This window comes from Bifidobacterium sp. B4142, assembly GCF_026537325.1.
In the GTDB taxonomy this organism is placed as follows: Bacteria; Actinomycetota; Actinomycetes; order Actinomycetales; family Bifidobacteriaceae; genus Bombiscardovia.
Genome location: NZ_JAFNMJ010000006.1, coordinates 1 through 23356 on the forward strand (window position 1 = coordinate 1; position 23356 = coordinate 23356).

Below are 23356 nucleotides of genomic sequence, written 5' to 3' on the forward strand. Positions count from 1 at the left end.
GCGCTGACGCCCAGGGAAGGTTCCAAGGAGGAAACCAGTCAGCCGTCGTGTCGCAGACGCTGGAGTTCCGTCCTTCCAACTCGGCCCTGCCGTTGACGGGCGGGTGGCCCCTGGCCGTGTTCAGGATCCTGCTGCTGATGGCGCTTGGCCTGGTCGGCTTCGTGGCCTGCCTGAGGAACAAGCAGGAAAACCGCCACTGACCTAGGACGCATCAGCCAGGGCCCGCCCCCATTTTTCCAATTCCATGGAGATGAAGGCAGGCCCTGTTCTTAATACCTGTGCGCGAGATGGGACTCGAACCCACACGTCCGAAGACACAGGAACCTAAATCCTGCGCGGCTACCATTACGCCACTCGCGCCTGCTGCATACCTAACCCCTGCAAAGGGCAGCTGTCAAAAGAGCCACTTGACAGAATCGAACTGTCGACCTTCTCATTACGAGTGAGACGCTCTGCCAACTGAGCTAAAGTGGCCTTTGCCTTACCTCCGGGCTGGCCGGATGAAGACAGCAGGTTTAATCATACTGGATGCTCGGGATAAAAACGCCTTGGTCCTCGGGCCAAGGGTGTACAAGCTCCTTGACACAATAGGGGCATGGACCTCGATAATTTCTATGCCGTCATTCCGGCCGGTGGGGTGGGTACCCGGCTCTGGCCCCTGAGCCGCCAGGACCGGCCCAAGTTCCTCTATGACCTCCTGGGGTCAGGCAGAACAATGATCCAAGGCACCTTTGACCGGCTGGCCGGCATCTGCGGAGCGGACCATGTGGTCGTCTCCACAGGGCAGCGGCATGTGGCCCAGGTGCGTGAGCAGCTTCCGGAACTGGCTCCGGACGCGCTCTTCGCTGAGCCCGTTCCACGCGACTCCACGGCGGCCATAGCCCTGGCTACGGCTGTGCTGGCTCAGCGACATGGTGGGGAGATCATCGTGGGCTCCTTCGCCGCAGACCACATCATCCGTGACGACAAGGCGTTCGCTGCCTCAGTGGGACAGGCGGTGGCGGCGGCCCGCGCCGGCTACGTGACCACCATCGGCATCGCCGCCTCCCGTCCTTCCACCGCCTTCGGCTACATCCACCAAGGTCCCTCCCTGGCCGATCGCATTCCCGGGGCCCCTGATGCCCGTCTGGTCAGCGAATTTGTCGAGAAGCCGGATGCCTCTACGGCACAGGCCTACCTGTCCACAGGAGAGTATCGCTGGAACGCAGGCATGTTCGTCATGCAGGCGCAGGTGCTTCTGGACTGCCTGCGTCGTTACAAGCCGGAGCTATACGCTGCGGTCATGGCCATCGCCCAGGTCTGGGACCAGGGTGAGCAGGCCCGCAGCGAGGCCATGGAGGAGCACTGGCCGGGCATCGAGAAGATCGCCTTTGACTATGCTGTGGCCGAGCCCCTATCGGCGGCCGGCGGTGTGGCGGTTGTTCCGGGGGGATTCGATTGGGATGACATCGGCGACTTCAATTCAGTGGCCGGCCTGCTTCCGTCATCCAACAGGCGCAACATCAAGATTCTGGGTGACGCTGACCGGGTCATGTATTTGGATTCAGCCGGAGACATGGTCGTGCCGGGCTCGGAACGCACGGTCGCCCTTCTCGGTGTGAATGACATGATCGTCGTCGATACTCCCGATGCTCTCCTGGTGGCCCCCCGGGCCCGCAGCCAGGAGGTCAAGGACATGGTGGCCAAGCTGGCCCAGTACGGTCGTGACGACATACTCTGACAGCGATTCGGCTCGGTTAAGAAGATTGACTGATTTTGTTGTCTTCTGTCTGCTTTTGTGAGTAGTTTGGGTTACAGAACCGGGTGCTCGGTAGAACGGGCATCACCTCATGAAAGGACCCAAATAACCATGGCCATCAATCCTCCAGTGGATGCTACCAGTACCAAGGCCTGGGCGGCCTTGCGCCAGCACTTCGACGACATGCAGCGCCAGGGGATCGATCTGCGCGCATGGTTCGCCAAGGACCCGCAGCGCACCGAAAAGCTGAGCTTCGAGCTGGGTGATCTCTATATTGATCTGTCAAAAAACCTGATTCGGCCCGAGACTCTGTCCCTGCTGGCCCAGCTGGGACGCGAGGTCGGCCTTGAGGAGCGGATCGAAGCCATGTTCAATGGCGAGCACATCAACAACACCGAGGACAGGGCCGTTCTGCATACAGCCCTGCGCTGCCCCGAGGAGGATCGCGGCCGGCTGGTTGTGGACGGCCAGGATGTGGTGGGCGATGTCCGCGACACTCTTAAGCGCATCTATGCTTTTGCCGACCAGGTCCGCTCGGGCAGCTGGACCGGTCTGACCGGCAAACGGATCACCACCGTGGTCAACATTGGCATCGGCGGCTCCGACCTTGGCCCGGTTATGGCTTACGAGGCCCTGAAGCCCTACGCGGATGCGGGCATCAGCGCCCGCTATATCTCCAACATCGATCCCAACGATCTGGCCGAGAAGACGCGCGACCTGGATCCGGAGACCACGCTCTTCATCATCGTCTCCAAGACCTTCACGACTCTGGAAACACTGACCAACGCCCGCCAGGCCCGTGCCTGGCTCCTGAAGAGCCTAGGGGGGCGTGGCCTGCTGTCCAAGAACGGTGAGGACCTCTCAGCCGAGGCCATCCGCCGGCACTTCATCGCCGTCTCAACCGCCCTGGACAAGGTCCGCGACTTTGGCATCGATCCGGACAACGTCTTCGGTTTCTGGAACTGGGTCGGCGGACGGTACTCGGTGGATTCCGCCGTGGGCACCTCCTTGGCCATCACTATCGGACCGGACCGCTTCGAGGAGTTCCTCAAGGGCTTTAACACCGTGGATCGCTACTTCCGCGCCACTCCTCTGGATCGGAATGTAGTTGCCCTGATGGGCCTGCTCAACGTCTGGTATGTCAATTTCTTCGGCGCCCACTCCCACGCCGTGCTGCCCTACGACCAGTATCTGCACCGCTTCCCGGCCTATCTGCAGCAGCTGACCATGGAGTCCAACGGCAAGTCTGTGCGCTGGGACGGCACGCCAGTGACCAGCCTGACCGGCGAAATCTTCTGGGGGGAGCCGGGCACTAACGGCCAGCATGCCTTCTACCAGCTGATCCACCAGGGCACTCGCCTGATTCCCGCTGACTTCATCGCCTTTGCCAATACTCCCAATCCGGCCAAGGACGGCGACCAGGACGTGCATGAGCTCTTCCTGGCCAACTTCCTGGCCCAGACCAAGGCTCTGGCCTTCGGCAAAACCGCCGACGAGGTCCGCGCCGAAGGTACTCCGGAGGCCATCGTCCCGGCCCGGGTCTTCACCGGCAACCGCCCCACCACATCCATTTTCGGTGATGCGCTTACTCCGGCCGCCCTGGGCGAGCTGATCGCCCTCTACGAGCACATCACCCTGACCGAGGGCACAGTCTGGGGCATTGACTCCTTCGACCAGTGGGGCGTTGAGCTGGGCAAGAAGCTGGCCCGTGAAATTACGCCGGCCATCTCCCGGGACGACCAGGCGCTGGCCGAACAGGATCAGTCCACAAAGTCCCTGATCGCCTTCTACAGGGCCCATCGCCGCTGATGTTCAGCCGGGCCCTTGCAGGTCCGGCTCGTGGTATATTATCGGAGAGTTATTCGCCGGAAGGGCGGCTGCCGCATGGGCTCCCTTCCTTTCAGGTCCAGCCGGATGCTCCGGCGGATCGGCACCCCCGACGGCAGACCGTCGGGTTCCGTCCAGGATCGCCTCCTTTGGTGGTTGCGGTCCATGTCATGGGTCGATGTGCGGCGGCCATGGAGGAACAGCATGAACGCGATTCAGGAATTTGACGCCAGCCACATGAAGCCTGCGGAGCAGATCCCCGACTTCCGTCCTGGCGATACCGTCGAGGTCAACGTCAACATCACTGAGGGCAACAACTCCCGTATCCAGGCCTTTACGGGCGTAGTGATCGCCCGCCAGGGCGCCGGCGTGCGCGAGACCATCCTGGTGCGCAAGGTCAGCTTCGGCGTGGGCGTCGAGCGTCGCTTCCCTCTGCACTCTCCGCAGATTGACTCCATCAAGGTGCTGCGCCACGGCCGTGTCCGTCGCGCCAAGCTCTACTATCTGCGTGGGCTGCACGGCAAGGCCGCCCGCATTGTCGAACGGCGTGACAACAAGGCTGAGTCCAACAAGTAGGTTCGGTCCGGGCGATCCAGCCCAGGCCTGGCCGCTAACACCCGGGATGCAGTTCTCCCGGGTTTTTCCATGCTTGGGTGTGTACGCTATGAGGCATGCGGAATCTTTTGCGTGCGGGTTCCTGCTGATGACAAGGAGTGGATATGGTTTTTCGGGATGAGGAAGCGACCCCGTCGGGAATCCCGTACCCGGACGGCATACGGGCCACCTCAGCCCCAGTGCCGCCCCGCCATGCCTTAGACCGTCCTGGTGGACGTGGCTCCACCAAGGGCAGTCATCCACGGCTGGGCGAACGCGGTTTTCTACCCGAGTTTCTGTTCGAGCTGGTTGCCCTGTTGGCCGTCGTCGCCATCCTGCGCATATTTTTGCTCAGCATCTACGTCATCCCTTCCGGGTCCATGGAGAACACCCTCGGCATCGGGGACAGAATCCTGACCACTCACAGGCTGACCAGATCCATGGTGGCCCCCCGCCGAGGGGATGTGGTGGTCTTCACCGACCCTGCTAACTGGCTAGGCGAAGAGTCCACGCCAAGCTTCCGCGGCAGTCACCTGGTCAAACGCCTGATCGGCATGCCCGGTGACACAGTGGCCTGCAAGGGTCATGGCGCCCCAGTCACCGTCAACGGCGTCGCCTTGGATGAGAGCTCCTACCTACGCCCAGGAGTGGAGCCCAGTTCCTTTGCCTTCAAGGTCAAGGTGGACCCTGGGTACGTCTTCGTCATGGGCGACAATCGCTCCAACTCCGCCGATTCCCGCCTGCACAAGGATGACGGTCACAATGGGCTGGTCCCCATGGAGAACATCAAGGGCACCGGTTTGCTGACTTATTACCCTGTGGGCAGCTGGAAGCTGCTCAACAACCAGCACAAGGTCTTCGACGCCGTGCCCGAGCCGACGCAGGACTGAACCGGCTGTGAGGCGGATCTTGCCGACCCTGGCGACCGAGGCTGCTCTAGCTGACCAGGGAGCTGAGTATGTGCTGGGCCTTGATGAGGTCGGCCGCGGTGCCCTGGCAGGCCCGGCCATGGTCGGCGTGGTGGCGGTCCGGTCCGCTGACCTGCCTCATTTGACAGTCCCTGAGGGGGTGGCGGACTCCAAGATGCTGACCCCTGCGTGTCGGCTGGCCATGTACCGTGATCTTGAGGACTGGGCTGCTGGCTGGGCGGTGGGGGCCTGCTCCAACCATGAGATCGACCAGTGGGGCATCGTTCATGCCCTGGGCATCGCCGCCCTGCGTGCACTGGCCGAATTGGAGCATGGGATGGGCCTGGGGCCTGGCTGCCGGCTGGCCGCCATCCTTGACGGCCCCCACGACTACATCACCTTGGCCGCCGATAGCTTTGACGCACCCGACCTTCCGGTTCTGCCCAAGGTTTCCACACAGGTCAAGGGCGACGCCCACTGCGCCAGTGTGGCCTGCGCAGCGGTCATCGCCAAGGTCACCCGTGACCAGCTTATGGTTCGGCTGGCCGCCTCCGATCCAGCCCTGGCCCCATACCAGTGGGAGCGCAACAAGGGGTATGGGGCGCCTGCCCACCTGGAGGCCATTCGCCGTCTGGGGCCCAGCCGTCTGCATCGTGTCAGCTGGCATCTGCCCTCGTCCAGTCCCGGCGGGAGCTAATATCGGAACGGTCGACACGGCTATCGGAAGAAGGTCATATGCCCGCAGGCAGCGGCGGCAATGCACGGTCCAAGCGCCCCTCCATGTTCGAGGTCGCACGGCTGGCCGGAGTCTCCCACCAGACCGTGTCCAGAGTCATCAACAATTCCAAGGATGTCTCACCCGCTACCCGGATCAAGGTCCAGCAGGCCATCAGGAAGCTGGGCTACCGACCCAGCAACTCCGCGCGGGCACTGGCATCCAGCCGCAGCAGGACCATAGGTCTGGTGGCTGGCGGCGTCAGTCTCTTTGGGCCTGTCTCGTCGATTACGGCCATCGAGACCGTGGCTCGTTCCCATGGTTTGTTCATGTCGGTCATGATGGTGGACGAGTCGGCCTGCACTCTTAGGGGTTTCCAGGAGCTCTGCGGCACCTTCCTTGAGCAGAATGTGGATGCCTTCATTTTTCTGACGCCCACCGACACCATGTTCCAGGCCGCCTGCCAAACAGAGGTAGGTCAGCCCCGGGTCATCGTCACTTCCACGCATGGCATCACCAGCGTCGAGGAGGCCCTGGGTCGCAGGCGGGGCGACGGACGGATAGCCCTGACTGGAATCGACCAGTGGGGAGCCGTCCAGCGTCTGGCCAGGCTGCTGGTCTCCCGGGGCCATCGGCGGGTGCTGTACATGGCCGGTCCTTCGCAGTGGCGAGATGCGGCCACGCGACTGGCCTCCTGGAAGGTGGCATGCGCCCGGTGCCGCATTCGGACGGCCGTGGTCCATGCCCGCAGTTGGGAGGCGGGGGAGTCCTACATGCTGATGAACCATCTGATCGATCAGCGGGGCATGAGCGGCGCCTCCCTGCCCTCGGCTGTGGTCACTGCCAACGACAACCAGGCTGTGGGCGTGGCCCGGTCCCTGCAGGAGCACGGCATCCGCATTCCAGGGGACATAAGTCTGGTGGGTTTCGACGACGTTCCCACTGTGGATAATATGTTTCCGCCGCTGGCCACGGTTCGTCCCCGCTTCGAGGATCTGGGGGTGGCCACCATGCGGCAGGTTCTGGCTCTGCTCCACCAGGGCCAGCCGGTGGACTTTCCCGTCACCCGTCATGGGGTGGGGCTTATCCAGGCGGATGTGGTTCCGCGTCGGTCGCTAGGCTACGCCGTCAAGCGGTTCTGATCCCGTCGGCCCGCATTTTCCCCGGGCTTGCCTGTCGCTTCGGTCTCGGATACAATCGGGACCAGATTATGTGAGCGTTAACATATCAGGCAAAGGAGCAGACATGGCGGTAGGCGAGCAAGGTGTCATCGTGAGCGAACTGGAGGAGGGCAAGACCAGTCTGGGCATCGAATTCGGTTCCACCCGCATCAAGGCTGTGCTGATCGACCATGACTACCGGACGCTGGCCACCGGGGACGTCGAGTGGGAGAACCGGCTGGAGGATGGCCTGTGGACCTACTCCATGGAACAGGTCCACCAGGGTCTGCAGACGGCCTACTCGGCCATGGCCGAGGATGTCCTCCGCCGGTACGGAGTGACGCTGACCAGGATCGGCGCCATGGGGATATCGGCCATGATGCACGGCTATCTGGCCTTCGACAAGGACGGCCGGTTGCTGGTGCCCTTCCGCACCTGGCGCAACACCAACACCCGCCAGGCCCACGAGGCCCTGTCAAAGGCCTTCAGGATCAACATTCCCGAACGCTGGTCCATCGCCCACCTCTACCAGGCCATCCTGAACGGCGAGGAGCATGTGCCCAGGGTGGCCTACATCACCACGCTGGCCGGCTATATGCACTGGAGGCTCTCCGGCCGCAAGGTCATCGGCATCGGCGACGCTTCGGGCATGTTCCCCATCGATTCCTCCCGCAAGGAGTTCGATCAGAGCCTGCTGGACATCTTCTCCAAGCTGCCCCGGGTTCAGGCGCAGCCCTGGGACATCCACGACCTGCTGCCTGAGCCGCTGACCGCCGGCAGCCGGGCGGGCGCACTGACCTCCGAGGGTGCCGCCCTGCTGGATCCCAGCGGCCGGCTGCAGCCCGGCGTGCCCATGGCGCCGCCCGAGGGCGATGCTGGAACCGGCATGGTGGCGACCAACGCGGTCCGCCCCCGCACCGGGAACGTGTCTGCAGGCACGTCCATCTTTGCCATGGTGGTCCTGGAGCATCCCCTGCGCGATTTCCATCCCGAGGTGGATCCGGTCACCACCCCGGCTGGAGATCCGGCCGGCATGAGCCACGCCAACAATTTCACCTCGGATCTGAACGCCTGGGTGGGCTTGTTCGGAGACTTCGCCAAGGTGGTAGGCCTGGACCTGAAGGGGGATGCGCTCTACGCCGCATTGTTCAACCAGGCGCTCCGGGGTGACAAGGATGCCGGCGGGCTGATCAACTACTGCTTCTATTCCGGGGAGTTCCTGGCTGGCCTGGAGGAGGGCCGCCCGGTCTTTGCACGCGGCCCCGAGGGGCGGATGACCCTGGCCAACTTCATGCGGGCCCAGCTCTATTCGGCTTTCTCGCCGGTCACCATCGGCATGGATGTGATGACCCGCCAGGAGCATGTCCAGGTGGATACCATGGTCGGTCACGGCGGCATCTTCGCCACCCCTGTGGTGGCTCAGCGGATCCTGGCGGCTGCCTTCAACGCCCCCATCAAGGTTATGTCTACAGCGGTCGAGGGGGGCGCATGGGGCATGGCCGTCCTGGCCGACTACCTGGGCCATGCCGACCAGACGCTGGCCGATTACCTGGACGCCAATGTCTTTGCGGGCGTTCAGTCCACTACAGAGCAGCCGGACCCGGCCGACGTGAAAGGCTTCAGAGCCTTCTTCGGCCGCTTCGCCAAGGGCCTGCCCATCGAACAGGCGGCCGTAAAGACCATTCCCTTGCAGGGATGAGGCAGGGAACGAAATAAACGTCAAGCGGCCGGATCAGCGGGATCGGGCCGGGAAAAGGAGTTGCAGAATGGTGTCCTTGGCTGATTATTCACCCCAGGTGCGCGACGAGGTGAAGCTGGTGCGCGAACAAGTGGCCACCCTCCATGCGCAGCTGACCAGGTGGAATCTGGTGGTCTGGACGGCGGGCAACGTCTCGCAGCGTTTGCGTTCTGCCGATCTGATGGTCATCAAGCCCTCGGGGGTGCGCTATGAGCATCTGACCCCGGGATCCATGGTGGTCACCGATCTGGATGGCAATGTGGTTGACGGCGCCGAGGCCCCCTCCTCGGATACGCTGTCCCACGCCTATATCTACCGGCACATGCCCGAGGTCTACGGCGTGGTCCACACCCATTCCACCTATGCCACCGCCTGGGCGGCCACCGGCAGGGACATCCCCTGCGTGCTGACCATGATGGGCGACGAGTTCGGCGGTCCCGTTCCCGTGGGCCCCTTCGAGCTGATCGGTTCGGAAGCCATCGGCAAGGGTGTGGTCGACACCCTCAAGGGCCACCCCGGCTGCCCTGCCGTGCTCATGCGCAACCATGGGCCATTCACTGTGGGAGCCGATGCTGAGGCCGCGGTCAAGGCGGCCGCCATGACCGAGGAGGTGGCCCACACGGTCTGGGCGGCTGAGCAGATCGGCACGCCCAAGCCTATCGATCCGGCCGACATAGCCCGGCTCAACGACCGCTACCAACACGTCTATGGCCAGCGCTGAACCGGTCGGGCAATCACATCGCACAAACGCATAAGCAAAGGAGCAAGCATGAGCATGAAAAATCCATTCGAAGGCAAAGAGCTTTGGTTCGCCGTCGGTTCCCAGGACCTCTATGGCGAAGAGACCCTGCGCCAGGTGGGCGTTCAGGCTGCGGACATTGCCAAGTCCCTCAACGAATCCGGTCGCATCCCGGTCAAGCTGGTCCTGAAGCCCACACTGAAGGATTCTGATTCCATCCTGAACTTCATGGTCGAGGCCTCTTCGGACCCTGCCTGCATCGGCGTGGTGGCCTGGATGCATACCTTCAGCCCGGCCAAGATGTGGATCCGTGGCCTGGAGAGGCTGCGCAAGCCGCTCCTGCAGCTGAACACCCAGCACCATATGGAGATCCCCTGGGACACCATTGACATGGACTTCATGAACCTGAACCAATCGGCTCATGGAGACCGGGAGTTTGGCTACATCCTGACCAGGCTGGGGATACCGCGCAAGATCGTGGTCGGCCATTACACCGATCCCGAGGTCGCCGACAAGATCGGCGTCTGGGCGCGCGCCTGCGCCGGCTGGGACGCCGCCAACAACATGAAGGTCTGCCGCTGGGGCGACAACATGCGCGATGTCGCCGTCACCGAGGGCGACAAGACCGAAGCCGAGCGGGTCTTTGGAGTCTCCGTCAACACCTGGCCGGTCAATGAGCTGGTAGACCATGTGAACGCCGTCGCTGACGACCAAGTCAAGGATCTGATCGAGGACTACAAGAACAGCTATGAGGTGGCTCCCGAACTTCTGGACTCCCGGTACGACTCGCTGGCTGTGGCCGCCCGCGAGGAGCTCGGCATGCGCGCCATGATGGAGGAGGTGGGCGCCTCGGCCGCCGTGGACAACTTCCAGGATCTGGGTGGCCTGCATCAGCTGCCCGGCGTGGGGGCCCAGCGGCTGATGGCTGACGGGTATGGATTCTCGGCAGAGGGCGACTGGAAGACCTCGGTTCTGATCCGTATCGGCAACGTCATGGGCTATGGGCTCAAGGGCGGCTGCTCGCTCATGGAGGATTACTCCTATAACTTTGTGCCAGGTCACGAGGAGATCATGGGCGCCCACATGCTGGAGGTCTCGCCCACGCTGCTGACCGAGGGGCGGCCCCGCCTGGAGATCCACCCGCTGTCCATTGGCGACAGAGAGGACCCTGTGCGTCTGGTCTTCACGGCCACACCCTGCACGGATGCCGTGGTCATCTCCCTGGCGGATGTACGTGAACGCTTCCGCCTGGTCATGAACGTGGTGGATGTGGTTGAGCCCGGCGGATCCCTGGCCAAGCTGCCTGTGGCCCGTGCACTCTGGAAGCCCCGGCCCTCGCTCAAGGTCTCGGCTGAGTGCTGGCTGCGCGCTGGCGCGGCGCATCATACCTGCATGACCACCACCGTGGGCCGTGAGGCCTGGGAGGACTTCGCGCGGATGGCCGGAGTGGAGCTGGCCGTCATTGACGAAAACAGCGAACCCAGACGTTTCGAGGCCGACCTGCGAGCAGCCGAGCTCTACCATCGGCTGGACAACCGGCACTGAGCCCCCGTTCCTGGAAAGACTGCAAGGCCCCGACCACAGAGCATGGCGGGGCCTTCGCATGTTCGGCTTGTCGGTTTGCGTTGTCCATATTTTGTCGGTACAGTGATGATTAGGCAATGGGAACAGTGGCATGTCCCAAAGTTGACATATTGCCCACCCCCCTGAGTCGGGGCAGTAAACGGTTGGGGAGGTGAAGATGTGCCTGGCCATCCTGTGCCTATTAACAAAGAAGGGAATGCGTGCATGCACATGCAACGAGATAATGAAGGGACAAGGCTCCCTAAGCTTTTAGGCTTAGCGGTTGCCGGAGCGACGCTCCTGGCGGGCATGGTCGTCATGCCTGTCACCCAGGCTTCGGCCGCTGATGCTGATGCCTATGGATTTGCACCTGAAGATAACTTCGTAGCAGGCGATCTGGATACCAACAAGGTGCCTCAGTTAACTGTCACCAAGTATCTGTCGCTGAATGACGGCTATGCGCCTACCGGTTCAGCCAATGATGTCGTACAGCTGGACAAAAATAAAGATCTGGCTCCTGCTCAAGGCATTCTGTTTAATGTTAAAGAAGTCGAGCCAACAGAAGGCAAGAGTTTAGCTGATATCGATGCAAATAACGCTGAAACCTACACTGTTAAGAGTGGTAGCACGCTATTTGCTGGTGTGACTGACGGCCATGGTGTCATTGATAAATGGTACGCAGGCAATGCAGACGGGACAGCAACTAGCACAGCAGCGACTTTCCCCGCAGGCCCTAATCATTACTATATCCTGTCTGAGAACAAGGACCTTTCTCCTGCTTTCCTCGACAGCAACCCAAACAAGCTTGACAAGACGAAGTACAAGGCTGCAGCAAACTCGTTCTTCGGTCTGCCTTATGCAACTAATGGATCGGATGCAAACCAGACTCGTGGTTTTATCTATCACCTGCACCTGTATCCCAAGAATGTCAATACACAGTCTTTCGCTAAGACTGTGCAAAGCGTGAAGAGTAAAAACGGTGCAGTCAAGAGTCAAACCACAGCGACTGCGGGTGATACGATTACATACAAGCTGTCTCAGAAGATCTACAATGAAGGTAGTGCCCGTGCTAAGAATGACGGGAAGCTTGACGTCCAGGAATTGGGTGGTACTGGCTCTGATGTGAGGCTTGCTGATCGTATGTCTAGCTCGCTGAAGGGCGACCCAGCCACCATCAAGGCTGTCATTCGGAGCGCTGATGGTACGGTGGTACCACTGGTAAACGCAACTGATTTCGATTCAGATACAAGTGCTAATGCAAATCCCGCTCGTCTGAATGCTGCAGATCAGAAGATGTTTGCAGATGCGCCTTCGGCTAATGTGACTTACTGGGTATTCAATTTCTTTACCAAAAGCGGAGTTTCAAAAGCGCAGACTGTCGAAGCATCAGTGATGGAGCTTGAAGTCACCTATGATGCATTGGTTACAGGAGATGGTGATTCTACAGGTACTGGTGGTGTAGTCAACGATGCAGCATCCGACTTTAGTGAAAACAAGGATTCTAAGGGCAATCCACTGGATCCTGTGCCATCTCATACAAACGTTACCAATGCAGTGTTAGCATTTGGTTCTGTGCAGAGCAAGAATCAGAATCCAAAGTACGGAGCTTTGCCCGGTACAGAATATCGTCTTGTTAAGGATGCCAATTCGACAGATAAATACTTGGGTTCGGATGGTAACTTCTATGGCTCGAAGGATACCCTTCCTGACGGTGTTCAGGTTTATAAGGCTACTGCCAACGATAAGGGCCTGGTAGTCTTCGCGGCATTGCCTATCTTCGAAGCCGGATCTACTGCTGCAAAAGCAGCCGACAAGACAGTCCAAAATACAAGCTGGATGTTGGTTGAAACTAAGACGCCACAAGGTTGGCGTAACCCTGGTATACCCTTGGGAACTGTAACTTATGAGGATGCCGGCTTGACTGAGGAAGCCATCGTTCAGAAGTATGGCAGTAACGCTACTGTGCAGCCAGACTACTCGAAGCTGAACTTTGGCCGCTTTGACGCTCCTGCAGGTGACGTGCCAGCCGATACTCAGATGAAGTTCAACAATGTGGCAATCAGTAAGTATCTGGCTCACTACAAGACCACTGACAGTGATGCGCCTCTGGCCCTGCCTTTGACTGGTGGTCGCGGCATCCTGCTGCTGCTGGTTGTCGGCGCCCTGATCATGGGTGGTGCCCTCTACGCCCGCAATCGGCGCAATAACGCCGCCCGGGCCTGATGATCACGGTCATATCAAGAATCATGTGAGGTGACCTGATGGCGGACGGTTCCTCCGTGAATCGTCCGCCATTTTCATATGGACTGTTGAGATCTTCTTCGGTCCGCGCATGTCGGGACGCTGGTCTGATTCCATTTGAGCCAGCGGATCTGACGCAACCACGTCGTCGAAAGGCGGCCTTGGAAGGGAAGGTTTATGAAGGGAATTGCCTTGCCGAAATGCCTCACCCGCCGGGTCCTGCTTTGTCTGATTGCGGCCTTGGCCTGTTTAGGACTTACCGCTTTCGATATGACGCCGGCGGCAGAGGCGGCGACGGTTAACCCGACCCTGACGGTGCAACTCAAGAGAGGGCATTCAGGTCAAGGAGGCCAGAATGACATCCTGCCGAGTGCTCCTGTATCTGCTGGAGCAGGGTACGTCTTTCGTGCCCTAAGACTGGATGCAGGCACTCTCAAGAGCCGGGTGGAGGCACTTGACCATAATCCAGGCGCTGATAAGGCACAAGCGGCCATCAGCAACGAGGTGGCAGCCAATCCAGATGCTTTCAAAGACAAGACGCAGCCCGCTGAATATTACGGTGTCTCTGATCAAGAAGGCACTATAACCAATGCGTCAGAGGCGAAATCGCAAGGTGTTTGGCTTACTGGGGCCAATCTCGATTCAGACGCATCCAGCCTGACCGGAGGCAGCCCGGCTGTTTTTGATGGCGACTACTTCCACGCTTCGTACTGGTTGGTCACTATGGTAGCCACACCTAAGAATGCAAAGGTAAAAGCCGACCCTGTAGTTGTACAGTTGCCGCTCTACCGCGAGCAGGGGGAGGTCCATCCGCTTTATGATGTGACTATAAGCCCCAAGCTTGTGGACGTGCCTCAGGTCGTGCCAGTGGTGCGATCTGGGCCAGGCAAACTGGCAGCTACCGGTGCATCCATGGTGGCGCCTGGCATTTTGCTTATGATTCTGGCCATGATGGGCATCTACTTGGGGGTAGTTGCACGATCCTGGAACCGGGATGAACGCTAGGTATTCTCATGGCGATGTCGGCATGTTGCCACCAAATGGCATCGTAGGCATCTGTGAGGATGCGTAAAGACCGGCGGTATCATACAGGTACCGCCGGTTTTTATATGTCAAAAAACTGGCAACTGGACTATAGGAAGCGCAGTACGAGGAAGGCTATAGATGGACCAGAACACTGACTCGGCTACTATCAGCCCAGTAAATGCCACCGGCAACGGTGATGTAGCATATGAGTCCATTCCGACAGTATCGTCCTCATTAGAAAAGCCTGCTGTGCAAGCGGATATGCCGCCTGCCTATGCTCCAAGTTCCGATGTACCCCCTTCCTATCCACCTTCGGCAACACCTGAGGATCGCAGAGCTGTAGAGTCGGATAATTCAGATGCAGTAGCGGCTCCAGCGCCTGTTCCAGGCAAAGCTACCACGTCGGCTCCTATAATTATTGTTTCAGGAAATCATGCTCAGGACGCAGGCCAGACAACTGTGGCTGCGTCCAAACAAGCTAAGAACAATGGCAAGGCCAGCAAGTCAGGGCGAGGGTTCGGCCTCCTGGAGACCTTGGCTTTCCTGATTGGTCTGGCAATCTTCCTCTATCCGTTGCTGGCAGCTTACGTGAACTATTCCAAGGATTCCGCCGCAGTCGACAACTACGATCAGATCGTGGATGCACTCTCGCCTGCACAGCGCAAAGCCATGTGGCGCGATGCCAAGAAGTACGACGAGGAATTAGGCAAGCCTACGCTGAGGGACCCCTTCAAATACAAGGAAGTCAAGGAACCACTGGGTCGCTACTACAAGATCCTCAATGTGGACGGCAAGGGCATGATGGCCTATGTGGAGATCCCCAAAATCAATGTCAAGCTGCCCGTGCGCCATGGAACAAGTGATGCGGTGCTCAAGGACGGCACAGGACATATTGCCACGACCCACGTGCCTACAGACAACCGAACCATCCATGCCGTCATCACCGGGCATACCGGTGAGGTCGGGTACATGCTTTTCGACAACCTGACCCAGTTGCGCAAGGGGGATGTTTTCCAGATACGAGTGCTCAAACGGCACATGAGCTACAAGGTGGACCAGATTAAGGTCATCTTGCCTACCGATGTCAGCGCACTGCAGCCAATCCAGAATTCCAACTACGTGACCCTGTTGACCTGCTATCCCTATGGCGTCAACTCCCACCGACTGATCGTGCGTGGGCATTATATCGGTGATGATGTACCCCCCACTCAACCTGAGGGGGCGCCCATCTACATGGTCTGGGTGCTCCTTGCCCTGTTTGCGGCCAGCCTTGTGGGCTGGTACCTGCTCTCGCGCCGCCGGCGCAGCTGCCGTCAAGACCTGGAGCAGATGGAGCATCTGGTGTCTCGGGCCACAGGATCCGGAACCGTGGGGGAGCCACTGGCCACGATCATGGTCAGCCATGAGCAGGAGACCCGAGCCGAAGCCACCCGTCGTCGCCGGTTGATCAAAACACGGCGGATCTGCAGCGCACTCATGTGGCTGCTGGCTCTGCTCTGTCTGTTCTTCGCCTGGGGTTCGGTCGGCATGATGATGCGGATCGGCTTCCTGCCTGTATTCGACCTTGGCTATCACTGGTTCGACACCCACCTGCTGTACTTCTTCGGCATCGCCAAATTCTAGCTGGTGCATGGGGAAGCATGTTCGACCACAGGTATCAGTTCTGTCCGGGTCCGGCTCTTCCCCGGCTCTAGAATGGAGCGAGCATGGCCCGGCAGACTGCCGGGCTGCATCATGGAAGGTGTGGGCCATGGCAGCAGTCCCTGACGTTCTTTTGTCTGACGGCAACCGCATTCCGCAGGTGGGCTTGGGCGTGCTCAGAATCGACGATGATCAGACCGCTGGGGCGGTGCGCTCTGCCTTGGAATTGGGTTATCGCCACATCGACACCGCGGCGGGCTACCGCAATGAAGGCGGGGTGGGCCGTGGTCTCAGGGCTTTCGGCTGTCAGTGTGGCCCTGAGCGTGCTCGCCTGTGGCTGACCACCAAACTGCGTGACTCCGAACAGGGCTACGACAGTGCTCTTCGGGCGTTCGACCGCCAGCTGGCTCTGCTGGGCACTGACTATGTCGACATGTATATGATCCACTGGCCCACCCCCTTTGATTGGCGGGCCGACCAGGTCTGGAGCGCATTCCATCGGCTGCGTGATGAGAAGCGAGTGCGGACTCTGGGGGTCTGCAACTTTCTGCCTGAGCATCTGGAAAGGCTGCACCGGGAGACGGGGGAATACCCTGCCGTGGATCAGATCGAACTGCATCCCAGCTGGCAGCAGCGCACAGTGACGGCTTTCTGCAAGGAACACGGCATCGCTGTCCAAGCATACTCGCCATTGGCGCGCGGCGCAGACCTGGCAGTCGGCGGCGGAAGACTGGAGAAAATCGCCCAGGCCCACGGGGTTACGCCGGCCCAGGTGGTACTCCGCTGGCACATCGAGAACGGAACCATCATCATCCCCAAGTCCGTCCACAGGAAAAGGCAGGCGGAGAACTTGGACCTGTTCGGTTTCAGCCTGACCTCTGAGGAGCATGCCTCCATCGATGCCATGGACACTCCGGTGCGTGCAGGACACGACCCAATGACTTACGCCTACGCCTGAGCGCTATGATGGAGATTTCATGCATGCAGCCGGCATAGGAGGTATTAGCGGCAGATGACCGATTCGAGACGCAGAAGACATCGATATCGGAGCCGCGGCCGGTACGGTTCGACATTGAGGAATCCCGCCCCGGCCCGCTTTCGTCGCGAATCGCTGACGGAACGTGTGTTGATCCTTCTGGTGGTGGCTGTGGTCTTGGGCATCACTATCGGCCTGATATTGCCAAGGGTCAATGGTGGAGTCGGACGGCTGACCGGCCGATATACGGCAACCGGCGATGCGGCCCAGACCCTGCAGGGTTTGACAGTGGACGATCATGCCCGACCGGGCCGCCAGTACCGGCGCGAGGCTTTCGGCTTCAAGGAGACCGATGAGGACGGCAACGGCTGCAATGTGCGAGAGGATGTGCTGACTCGCGATCTGACTGATCTGCGCACTACCACCCCCGGCGGTTGCAAGGTGGCCAGTGGCCGTCTGCAGGACCCCTACACTGGGCGGACCATTGAATTTATCAGAGGCCCTAAGACTAGCTCGGCTGTGCAGATCGACCACGTGGTCGCCCTGGAGAATGCCTGGCGGTCAGGAGCCAGCAAATGGGACACGGCCCGCCGTTACCGTTTTGGCAACGACCCCTACAATCTCCTTGCCGTGGACGGCCCGGCCAACCAGGCCAAGGGGAGTGCTTCGGCCGACTACTGGCTGCCCGAGAACAAGGACTATCAGTGCTCCTATGTAGCCCGTCAGATAGCAGTCAAGGACAAGTACTCCCTGAGCGTCACCAGCTCGGAAAAGCAGGCCATGCTGGCCATTCTGCATACCTGCCCGGGCCAGCCCCTTCCGCAGGATCGCTGATTGCTGGCCTTTCCCTGATAGGCGGAAACAGACCGTGATGGACGGGTCTGCTCGTATAGGATCGTCACAATCCCTCTCCTCCTTCGTTCTATTGCTTCTCTCCCCCCCCCCCCCCCTGCTTTGATCCGGGCCTGTTCTGGTGTGGTAGAATGATTGGAGGTTGATACACAGTTGTATCAACCGCATGGATTCCTGAATTTCTCAGGTTCTATGCCCGCAGCCATCGGCAACAGGGAGGTTGGCCATGAACGGCAATCGTGGTTCGCATATGCCAGGGGAAGGGCATCACATAGGGGGCCATATGCTGAAAAGCCGCAAATCGGCCATTCTGCTTGTCGCCCTGGCTGTGATTATGGGTTTGTCATTCGTGGCGCCAAAGACGGTCGCCGCTCAAGAAGCGGGGCAAAAATCTCATTCTGCAGGCGGAAGCGGGCAAATCGTCAATGACCGTTTCTGGAATGACGCCGACGGCAATCCGATGTATATGCAAGGCGGAGGAATCTTCGATTTCCCGGATCCTGCCACGGGGAGGGTCTCTCACTTTTGGTATGGTGTTCACTTTTCACAGGCGGAAACTTACCGTCATGACCCTACCCATGCGCTCACCGGCAATGACTTCATTTCAGTGGATGTCTACAAATCCGAGAATCTGTCCGACTGGCGCTATCAAGGCGTGGCTTTGGACAGAGCACAGGCCGATGCCTTCTCCGGTGATTTCGGTGGCCGCCGTGCGGGTTGGGTGTGCAGAACGGGGGTTGCCTATATCCCCGAGCTGCAAACCTATGCCATGCTCATCCAGCATGAGATGCCTATTGATGCCACTGGTCGCGATTTCGACAAAAAGGTGCTGATCGCTACGGCCCATTCACCTGCTGGCCCGTTCAAAGCCCAGAGGCGTATCGACATGCGCGATTACGGACTGGGCACCAGCAATACCGGGGACCAAAGCGTCTTCCAGGATGAGGACGGCACAGGTTATCTGATCTATTCCTATGGCCGTGGCCGCGGCAGTGTCTGGGCAGCCAGAATAGGCGCCAGAAACGGCCGGGTGGATTTGCTGGAGCCTACCAAGCTCTACCAGGGTTTTGGGCGTGAAGGCAATGCGCTTTTCAAGCACGCTGGCCGGTATTATCTTGCTGGCTCCGATCTGTTCGGGTGGGATGCTTCCCGAATTCATTTCCAGGTTGCAGATCACCTTTTCGGCCCGTATCAGCCCGTCAATCAGACGGTGATCATGGATGGCAGCCGAGCAGATTTCGGCCATATCACCCAGACTGGTTTTTACTACACCTTGCGTGGCAGCAGAGCGGAGACCGTCATCCACTGCGGCGACCGATGGGCTGACTTCGCAGGCAACGGACTTGGCTACAACCAGTGGAATCCGCTGAGCTTCGATGATGTCGGCACGCCCCGCTTCAATTCCATGAGCCAGTGGAGGCTGGATGCGGATACCGGCCTTTGGTCGGTTGGCGAGGCCAATGACTACGTGCTCAATGGGTCCTTCGAAGCGGACAGGATTTCGGTAGGCGAGCACGGGTATCGGGATAAGGATGGCCAGGTGATTGGCGATATCGCCGGATGGCGGCGTGTCAATCCGGATGCTGTGGCCAACGTAGCCGATGCCTATGGGCGAGTGGGCGACTTCGACCTGCGGTTCGCTCCCGGGAGATCCCGCGACGCCTCCATTGTCCAGGATCTTAATGCACCGGGACATGTTCCCCTGCACGCGGGCCGCTACCTTCTGAAACTCTCCTATATGAATCCCAAAGGCATGGATCGGGCCAGGATCGCAATCGAATCCGGTGGGAGAACCTCTGAAATCGACCTGGCTGACTCTACTGGCACAGGCTGGAGGCAGGCCTCCTTGCCGGTCGAACTGGTTGGCGGCCAGACCAGGATCGCTGTCGAGGCTTCCGGCAGGTCGGGCCAGACCCTTCATGTGGACGACGTGTCTCTGACAGATGCGCCTGACAAGGGGGCTGAAAGCAATGGTGAAATCAATCAGGGCGCAAATGTGCTTCCGGCGGTCCATGCAGGAGGAGGGGCCGTCTCCGTTCGTCTTGGCGTCGAGAGCGCGGTTTCATCCCATGCATTGGCTGCCGGGGGCATCGCCGCCGGCAGCATTCCGATCTTCGCGGCCGGCTGTGTGGCGGCGGGCGTTCTGTTGATGGCTGTAGCCGGGCGTGGGCGGCGTCTTCTTGCGCTGAATTGACAATCCATGGCTAAGGGTTACACTGAATACCACGTTGGTACACAGTTGTATCAACGATCGGAAGGAGTGGGGCGTCAAAACCTTATCAAGGACGTGGTTTTTCAAACATCGAAAGGTTCATCATGCATTCTGCACGGAAACTCATGACCATGGGCATCACCGTGGTCGCCCTGGCTTCGTTCGCTGCCTGTGGAAGCAGCGGCTCCGGATCAACATCGAAGCCGGCGGACGCCAGCAAGGCATCGGGGCGCATAGTCTTTTGGGGCTGGGGCAATGGCATCAAGGAGACCATTGCCGCCTTTGAAAAAGCCAATCCCGGCATCACCGTGAAGTACAACAACACCGGCACTGCTGGTGACACCCAGGTGGCCTTGTCCAATGCGGTCGCTGCAGGCAAGGGCATCCCCGACGTCACCATGCTGGAGGATCCTACCGTCCAGCAGTTTGCCATTGAAGACAACCTGGAGGATCTGTCGGGGTATGGGGCCGACAAGTTCGCTGACGACTTCACCCCGGGGCCATGGAACAAGGTCCAGTACGACGGGAAACCCTATGCGCTGCCCATTGATGCCGGTCCCGAGGTTTTCTTCTACAACAAGGCGGTCTTCGACAAGGCCGGCATCCCCGATCCTCCTAAGACCTGGGATGAGTACTATCAGGATGCCAAGAAGATCCGAGCCGCAGGTTCCTACATCACCAACAACGCCGGTGACAAGAATGCCTATCAGCCTTTTACTGCACAGGCCTGGCAGGCCGGGGCGCATCCTTGGAAGGTCGATGGGGACAAGATCACCATCAACATGACCAAGGACCCCGGCATGAAGCGGTATATCGACTTTCAGCAAAAGCTGATCGACGAAGACCTGCTCGATACCAAGACCGCCAACTGGTCCGATGACTGGAACAGGGCGCTTAATGATGGGTCGGTGGCCTCGCTGACCATCGGCGCCTGGATGCCCACCAATCTGGAGTCCGGCGCACCCGACCAGAAGGGCAACTGGAGGGTCGCGCCCCTGCCGCAGTGGGAAGAAGGGGGCAGCGTGTCCGCCGAGGACGGGGGCTCGGCTCTTGTTGTGCCCAAGAAGGCCAAGAACAAGGCGGCAGCCTGGAAGTTCGCAGAATATCTGACACACGGCAAGGGAGCCCAGGTCATGGCTGACCAGGGCAGTTTCCCCTCTCTGAAACGCATCCTGAGCTCAGCTGAATTCACCAGCAAGAAGAATGAGTACTTCGGAGGCCAGGAGGTCAACAAGGTCCTGACCGAGGCAGCCAACCTCAAAGTCTCCAAATTCCAGTATCTGCCCTACAACCCCTTCGCCCAGTCGACCTACGGGGATTCCATCGGCAAGGCCTACATGAAGCAGACCAGTCTGGAGAAGGCTTTCGAGAACTATCAGCAGAAGCTGGTGGATCATGGCAACCAGCAGGGGTACCAGGTCAACAAGTGAATGATGAAGGAGACGGCCGATCAGGGCCGTCTCCGGACGGCTACAGGAGAGAAGGGCAGGCATTATGAGTGAAGCCGAAGGTTCGTCTGCGCGGGTTCTGGCCCCTGTGCGGGATCAAGGCCCTGGCGAAACCGGCGGGGGCCGCACTGGGGAGCGGCCCCGCAGACCAGATTGGCGTGGATGGAAGTTCATGGGGCCCTTTGTTGTGGTCTTCGTGTTCGTTTTCGTTCTGCCGGTGCTCTATGCCATCTACCTGAGTCTGTACGAGAAGCGCATGATCGGAGGGAACGTCTTTGTAGGCCTGGCCAATTACGCCAGGCTGCTCAAGGATGGGCAGTTCTGGTCATCAGTGGGCCGTGTGGCCCTCTTCACTGTGGTCCAGGTGCCCATCATGCTCCTTCTGGCGGCATTGATGGCGCTGGCTCTGGACTCGCTCAAGCTGCACGGCACGCGCTTCTTCAGGATCACCACCTTCCTGCCCTACGCAGTGCCCGCCGTGGTGGCGGCTTTGATGTGGGGGTTCATCTACGGCACCAAGTACGGAATGGTAGGTTCCTTGAATCAATGGCTGGGCACGCATATCGACGTTCTGCAGCCCAGCGTGCTCCTGGCCGCCATAGGCAACATCAACACCTGGGAGTTCACGGGCTACAACATGCTGATTTTCTATTCCTCGCTGTCGACTGTGCCGCACTCGCTCTATGAGGCGGCGGCTATTGACGGAGCCTCGGAGTGGCAGATCGTGCGCAGCATCAAGGTTCCCGAGCTCAAGAGCTCCCTGGTCATCACGGTCATCTTCAGCATCATCGGCAGTTTCCAGCTCTTCAATGAGCCCTCGGTGCTGCAGACCATGGTCCCAGGCAATGCGATTACCACCTATTACACCCCCAACATGTATGCCTACAACCTGAGCTTCATGGGCGGTCAGAGCAACTATGCGGCGGCCTTGGCCATCGTCATGGCCATCATCACCATGGTCGCTGCCTACGCCGTCCAGCTCAGGGGCATGAAGGAGCAGATGCAATGAGCACGGTTGATTCCACGGCTGTCGACGGGGCCAAGGCTGAACGTATGCGCGCCCGACGCGTCGCCCGGGATGAGCGTGCGGAACGCCAAAGGGCAGCTCGAACAGGATTCTCCAATCCGGACAATCCGCGGCGCAGCTGGCCGTTGACCCTTGCCGCGGGGATCTTCGCCCTCTACTGCCTGTTTCCCCTGATCTGGCTGGTCATCAATGCCACCAAGACCCAGTCGGATTTCATCGGCACCTTCGGTTTGGCCTTTGGGCACAAGTTCGCCCTTTGGGACAATCTGCGCGAGGTGTTCACCTATGAAGGAGGAATCTTCGGGCGCTGGTTGCTCAATACCCTGCTCTACGTGGTTGTGGGAGCCGGTGGCGCCACCCTACTGGCTGTGCTGGGTGGATATGCCCTGGCTAAGTTCCGCTTTCCCGGCCGTCGCCTCGTCTTTGCTGTAGTCATCGGAGCCATCAGCGTGCCAGGCATCGCTCTTGCTGTGCCTCAGTTCCTGCTCTTTGCCAAGATCGGACTGACTGATACGCCTTGGGCCATGATCATCCCCAGTCTGATCTCGCCCTTCGGCCTATACCTGATGTGGATCTTTTCCGACCAGGCAGTGCCTACTGAGCTGCTGGAAGCAGCCCGAGTCGACGGGGCCGGGGAATTCCGCACTTTCTGGCAGATCAGTCTGCCTCTGCTGGCCCCCGGCATCGTGACTACGGCGCTTTTCACTATCGTGGCCACTTGGAACAACTATTTCCTGCCTCTGATCATGCTCAAAGATTCCAATTGGTATCCGCTGACGATCGGGCTCAACAATTGGAAGGACCAGGCGTCGACCGCTGGTGCCCATGCCATTCAGAACCTGGTGGTGACCGGCAGCCTTGTCACCATCATCCCCATCGTCGTCGCTTTCCTGCTGTTGCAGAAATACTGGCAGTCCGGTTTGGCTGCCGGCGCTGTCAAGGAGTAGCGGG

At 59.8% G+C, this 23356-nt stretch carries 19 protein-coding genes and 2 tRNA genes; 19 read left to right on the plus strand and 2 right to left on the minus strand.

Translation table 11 applies throughout. The features are described from left to right. Window positions 1–200: hypothetical protein (locus tag J3U06_RS08170; protein WP_267444883.1), on the plus strand; the 200-nt coding region annotated here is incomplete at its 5' end. A 79-nt stretch (window positions 201–279) separates the two neighbouring features. Here J3U06_RS08170 and J3U06_RS08175 read toward each other — a convergent pair. Both J3U06_RS08175 and J3U06_RS08180 read right to left on the minus strand, forming a co-directional pair. Beyond that, window positions 280–360: transfer RNA gene (locus J3U06_RS08175), tRNA-Leu, on the minus strand. 41 nt (window positions 361–401) lie between these two features. Further along, window positions 402–474 (minus strand) — tRNA-Thr (locus tag J3U06_RS08180). Between the two features lie 121 nt (window positions 475–595). On the opposite strand from J3U06_RS08180, the gene J3U06_RS08185 reads away from it, so the two are divergent. The 18 genes from J3U06_RS08185 (at window position 596) to J3U06_RS08270 (ending at window position 23352) form a co-directional block, all read left to right on the plus strand. Then, window positions 596–1720 (plus strand): mannose-1-phosphate guanylyltransferase, encoded by a 1125-nt coding sequence (locus J3U06_RS08185; RefSeq protein WP_267444884.1) that lies wholly within the window; start codon window positions 596–598, stop codon window positions 1718–1720. Between the two features lie 129 nt (window positions 1721–1849). Further along, window positions 1850–3547: a glucose-6-phosphate isomerase gene (pgi, locus tag J3U06_RS08190; protein ID WP_267444885.1), complete on the plus strand. Its 1698-nt coding sequence runs from the start codon at window positions 1850–1852 to the stop codon at window positions 3545–3547. Window positions 3548–3769: 222 nt separating this feature from the next. Then, a complete protein-coding gene (gene rplS, locus J3U06_RS08195; RefSeq protein WP_220236880.1) occupies window positions 3770–4141 on the plus strand; it encodes a 50S ribosomal protein L19 in 372 nt (123 codons plus the stop codon). Between the two features lie 143 nt (window positions 4142–4284). Further along, window positions 4285–5049, plus strand: coding sequence for a signal peptidase I (gene lepB / locus J3U06_RS08200; protein WP_267401090.1), 765 nt, complete (start codon window positions 4285–4287; stop codon window positions 5047–5049). 7 nt (window positions 5050–5056) lie between these two features. Beyond that, window positions 5057–5764 carry a ribonuclease HII gene (locus J3U06_RS08205; RefSeq protein WP_267444886.1) on the plus strand — a complete coding sequence of 236 codons (708 nt, stop codon included), beginning with the start codon at window positions 5057–5059 and terminating at the stop codon, window positions 5762–5764. A 38-nt stretch (window positions 5765–5802) separates the two neighbouring features. After that, window positions 5803–6924, plus strand: coding sequence for a LacI family DNA-binding transcriptional regulator (locus tag J3U06_RS08210; RefSeq protein WP_267444887.1), 1122 nt, complete (start codon window positions 5803–5805; stop codon window positions 6922–6924). A gap of 103 nt (window positions 6925–7027) precedes the next feature. Continuing rightward, window positions 7028–8641, plus strand: a complete 1614-nt coding sequence (locus J3U06_RS08215; protein WP_267444888.1) for a xylulokinase — start codon at window positions 7028–7030, stop codon at window positions 8639–8641. Window positions 8642–8708: 67 nt separating this feature from the next. Then, complete coding sequence (locus J3U06_RS08220; protein ID WP_220236884.1) at window positions 8709–9401, plus strand: L-ribulose-5-phosphate 4-epimerase; 693 nt, start codon at window positions 8709–8711, stop codon at window positions 9399–9401. Window positions 9402–9449: 48 nt separating this feature from the next. Beyond that, window positions 9450–10964 carry an L-arabinose isomerase gene (gene araA / locus J3U06_RS08225; RefSeq protein WP_267401094.1) on the plus strand — a complete coding sequence of 505 codons (1515 nt, stop codon included), beginning with the start codon at window positions 9450–9452 and terminating at the stop codon, window positions 10962–10964. 243 nt (window positions 10965–11207) lie between these two features. Next, window positions 11208–13205 (plus strand): LPXTG cell wall anchor domain-containing protein, encoded by a 1998-nt coding sequence (locus J3U06_RS08230; RefSeq protein ID WP_267444889.1) that lies wholly within the window; start codon window positions 11208–11210, stop codon window positions 13203–13205. Window positions 13206–13400: 195 nt separating this feature from the next. Further along, window positions 13401–14228 (plus strand): hypothetical protein, encoded by an 828-nt coding sequence (locus J3U06_RS08235; protein ID WP_267430681.1) that lies wholly within the window; start codon window positions 13401–13403, stop codon window positions 14226–14228. Window positions 14229–14708: 480 nt separating this feature from the next. Then, the gene (locus tag J3U06_RS08240; protein ID WP_267444890.1) at window positions 14709–15872 is read left to right on the plus strand and encodes a class C sortase; all 1164 of its coding nucleotides are present in this window, start codon (window positions 14709–14711) and stop codon (window positions 15870–15872) included. A 127-nt stretch (window positions 15873–15999) separates the two neighbouring features. Next, entirely contained in the window at window positions 16000–16848 is an 849-nt protein-coding gene (locus J3U06_RS08245; RefSeq protein ID WP_267444891.1) for an aldo/keto reductase, read from the plus strand. Between the two features lie 54 nt (window positions 16849–16902). Continuing rightward, window positions 16903–17700 carry an HNH endonuclease family protein gene (locus tag J3U06_RS08250; RefSeq protein ID WP_267444892.1) on the plus strand — a complete coding sequence of 266 codons (798 nt, stop codon included), beginning with the start codon at window positions 16903–16905 and terminating at the stop codon, window positions 17698–17700. 301 nt (window positions 17701–18001) lie between these two features. Further along, window positions 18002–19912, plus strand: coding sequence for a family 43 glycosylhydrolase (locus tag J3U06_RS08255; protein ID WP_267444893.1), 1911 nt, complete (start codon window positions 18002–18004; stop codon window positions 19910–19912). 122 nt (window positions 19913–20034) lie between these two features. Next, the gene (locus tag J3U06_RS08260) at window positions 20035–21360 is read left to right on the plus strand and encodes an ABC transporter substrate-binding protein (RefSeq protein ID WP_267444894.1); all 1326 of its coding nucleotides are present in this window, start codon (window positions 20035–20037) and stop codon (window positions 21358–21360) included. 64 nt (window positions 21361–21424) lie between these two features. Then, window positions 21425–22387 carry a carbohydrate ABC transporter permease gene (locus J3U06_RS08265; RefSeq protein ID WP_267444895.1) on the plus strand — a complete coding sequence of 321 codons (963 nt, stop codon included), beginning with the start codon at window positions 21425–21427 and terminating at the stop codon, window positions 22385–22387. After that, on the plus strand, window positions 22384–23352 hold the full coding sequence (locus tag J3U06_RS08270; RefSeq protein WP_220236894.1) for a carbohydrate ABC transporter permease: 969 nt from the start codon (window positions 22384–22386) through the stop codon (window positions 23350–23352). Before J3U06_RS08265 ends, J3U06_RS08270 begins: the two co-directional genes overlap by 4 nt. The last annotated feature ends 4 nt before the right edge of the window (window positions 23353–23356 follow it).

What these genes read in the sequence shown, in the direction of transcription:
- J3U06_RS08185 (WP_267444884.1), top strand. Translation starts at nt 596, where the DNA reads ATGGACCTCGATAATTTCTATGCCGTCATTCCGGCCGGTGGGGTGGGT.
- pgi (WP_267444885.1), top strand. Translation starts at nt 1,850, where the DNA reads ATGGCCATCAATCCTCCAGTGGATGCTACCAGTACCAAGGCCTGGGCG.
- rplS (WP_220236880.1), top strand. Translation starts at nt 3,770, where the DNA reads ATGAACGCGATTCAGGAATTTGACGCCAGCCACATGAAGCCTGCGGAG.
- lepB (WP_267401090.1), top strand. Translation starts at nt 4,285, where the DNA reads ATGGTTTTTCGGGATGAGGAAGCGACCCCGTCGGGAATCCCGTACCCG.
- J3U06_RS08210 (WP_267444887.1), top strand. Translation starts at nt 5,803, where the DNA reads ATGCCCGCAGGCAGCGGCGGCAATGCACGGTCCAAGCGCCCCTCCATG.
- J3U06_RS08215 (WP_267444888.1), top strand. Translation starts at nt 7,028, where the DNA reads ATGGCGGTAGGCGAGCAAGGTGTCATCGTGAGCGAACTGGAGGAGGGC.
- J3U06_RS08220 (WP_220236884.1), top strand. Translation starts at nt 8,709, where the DNA reads ATGGTGTCCTTGGCTGATTATTCACCCCAGGTGCGCGACGAGGTGAAG.
- araA (WP_267401094.1), top strand. Translation starts at nt 9,450, where the DNA reads ATGAGCATGAAAAATCCATTCGAAGGCAAAGAGCTTTGGTTCGCCGTC.
- J3U06_RS08230 (WP_267444889.1), top strand. Translation starts at nt 11,208, where the DNA reads ATGCACATGCAACGAGATAATGAAGGGACAAGGCTCCCTAAGCTTTTA.
- J3U06_RS08235 (WP_267430681.1), top strand. Translation starts at nt 13,401, where the DNA reads ATGAAGGGAATTGCCTTGCCGAAATGCCTCACCCGCCGGGTCCTGCTT.
- J3U06_RS08245 (WP_267444891.1), top strand. Translation starts at nt 16,000, where the DNA reads ATGGCAGCAGTCCCTGACGTTCTTTTGTCTGACGGCAACCGCATTCCG.
- J3U06_RS08250 (WP_267444892.1), top strand. Translation starts at nt 16,903, where the DNA reads ATGACCGATTCGAGACGCAGAAGACATCGATATCGGAGCCGCGGCCGG.
- J3U06_RS08255 (WP_267444893.1), top strand. Translation starts at nt 18,002, where the DNA reads ATGCTGAAAAGCCGCAAATCGGCCATTCTGCTTGTCGCCCTGGCTGTG.
- J3U06_RS08260 (WP_267444894.1), top strand. Translation starts at nt 20,035, where the DNA reads ATGCATTCTGCACGGAAACTCATGACCATGGGCATCACCGTGGTCGCC.
- J3U06_RS08265 (WP_267444895.1), top strand. Translation starts at nt 21,425, where the DNA reads ATGAGTGAAGCCGAAGGTTCGTCTGCGCGGGTTCTGGCCCCTGTGCGG.
- J3U06_RS08270 (WP_220236894.1), top strand. Translation starts at nt 22,384, where the DNA reads ATGAGCACGGTTGATTCCACGGCTGTCGACGGGGCCAAGGCTGAACGT.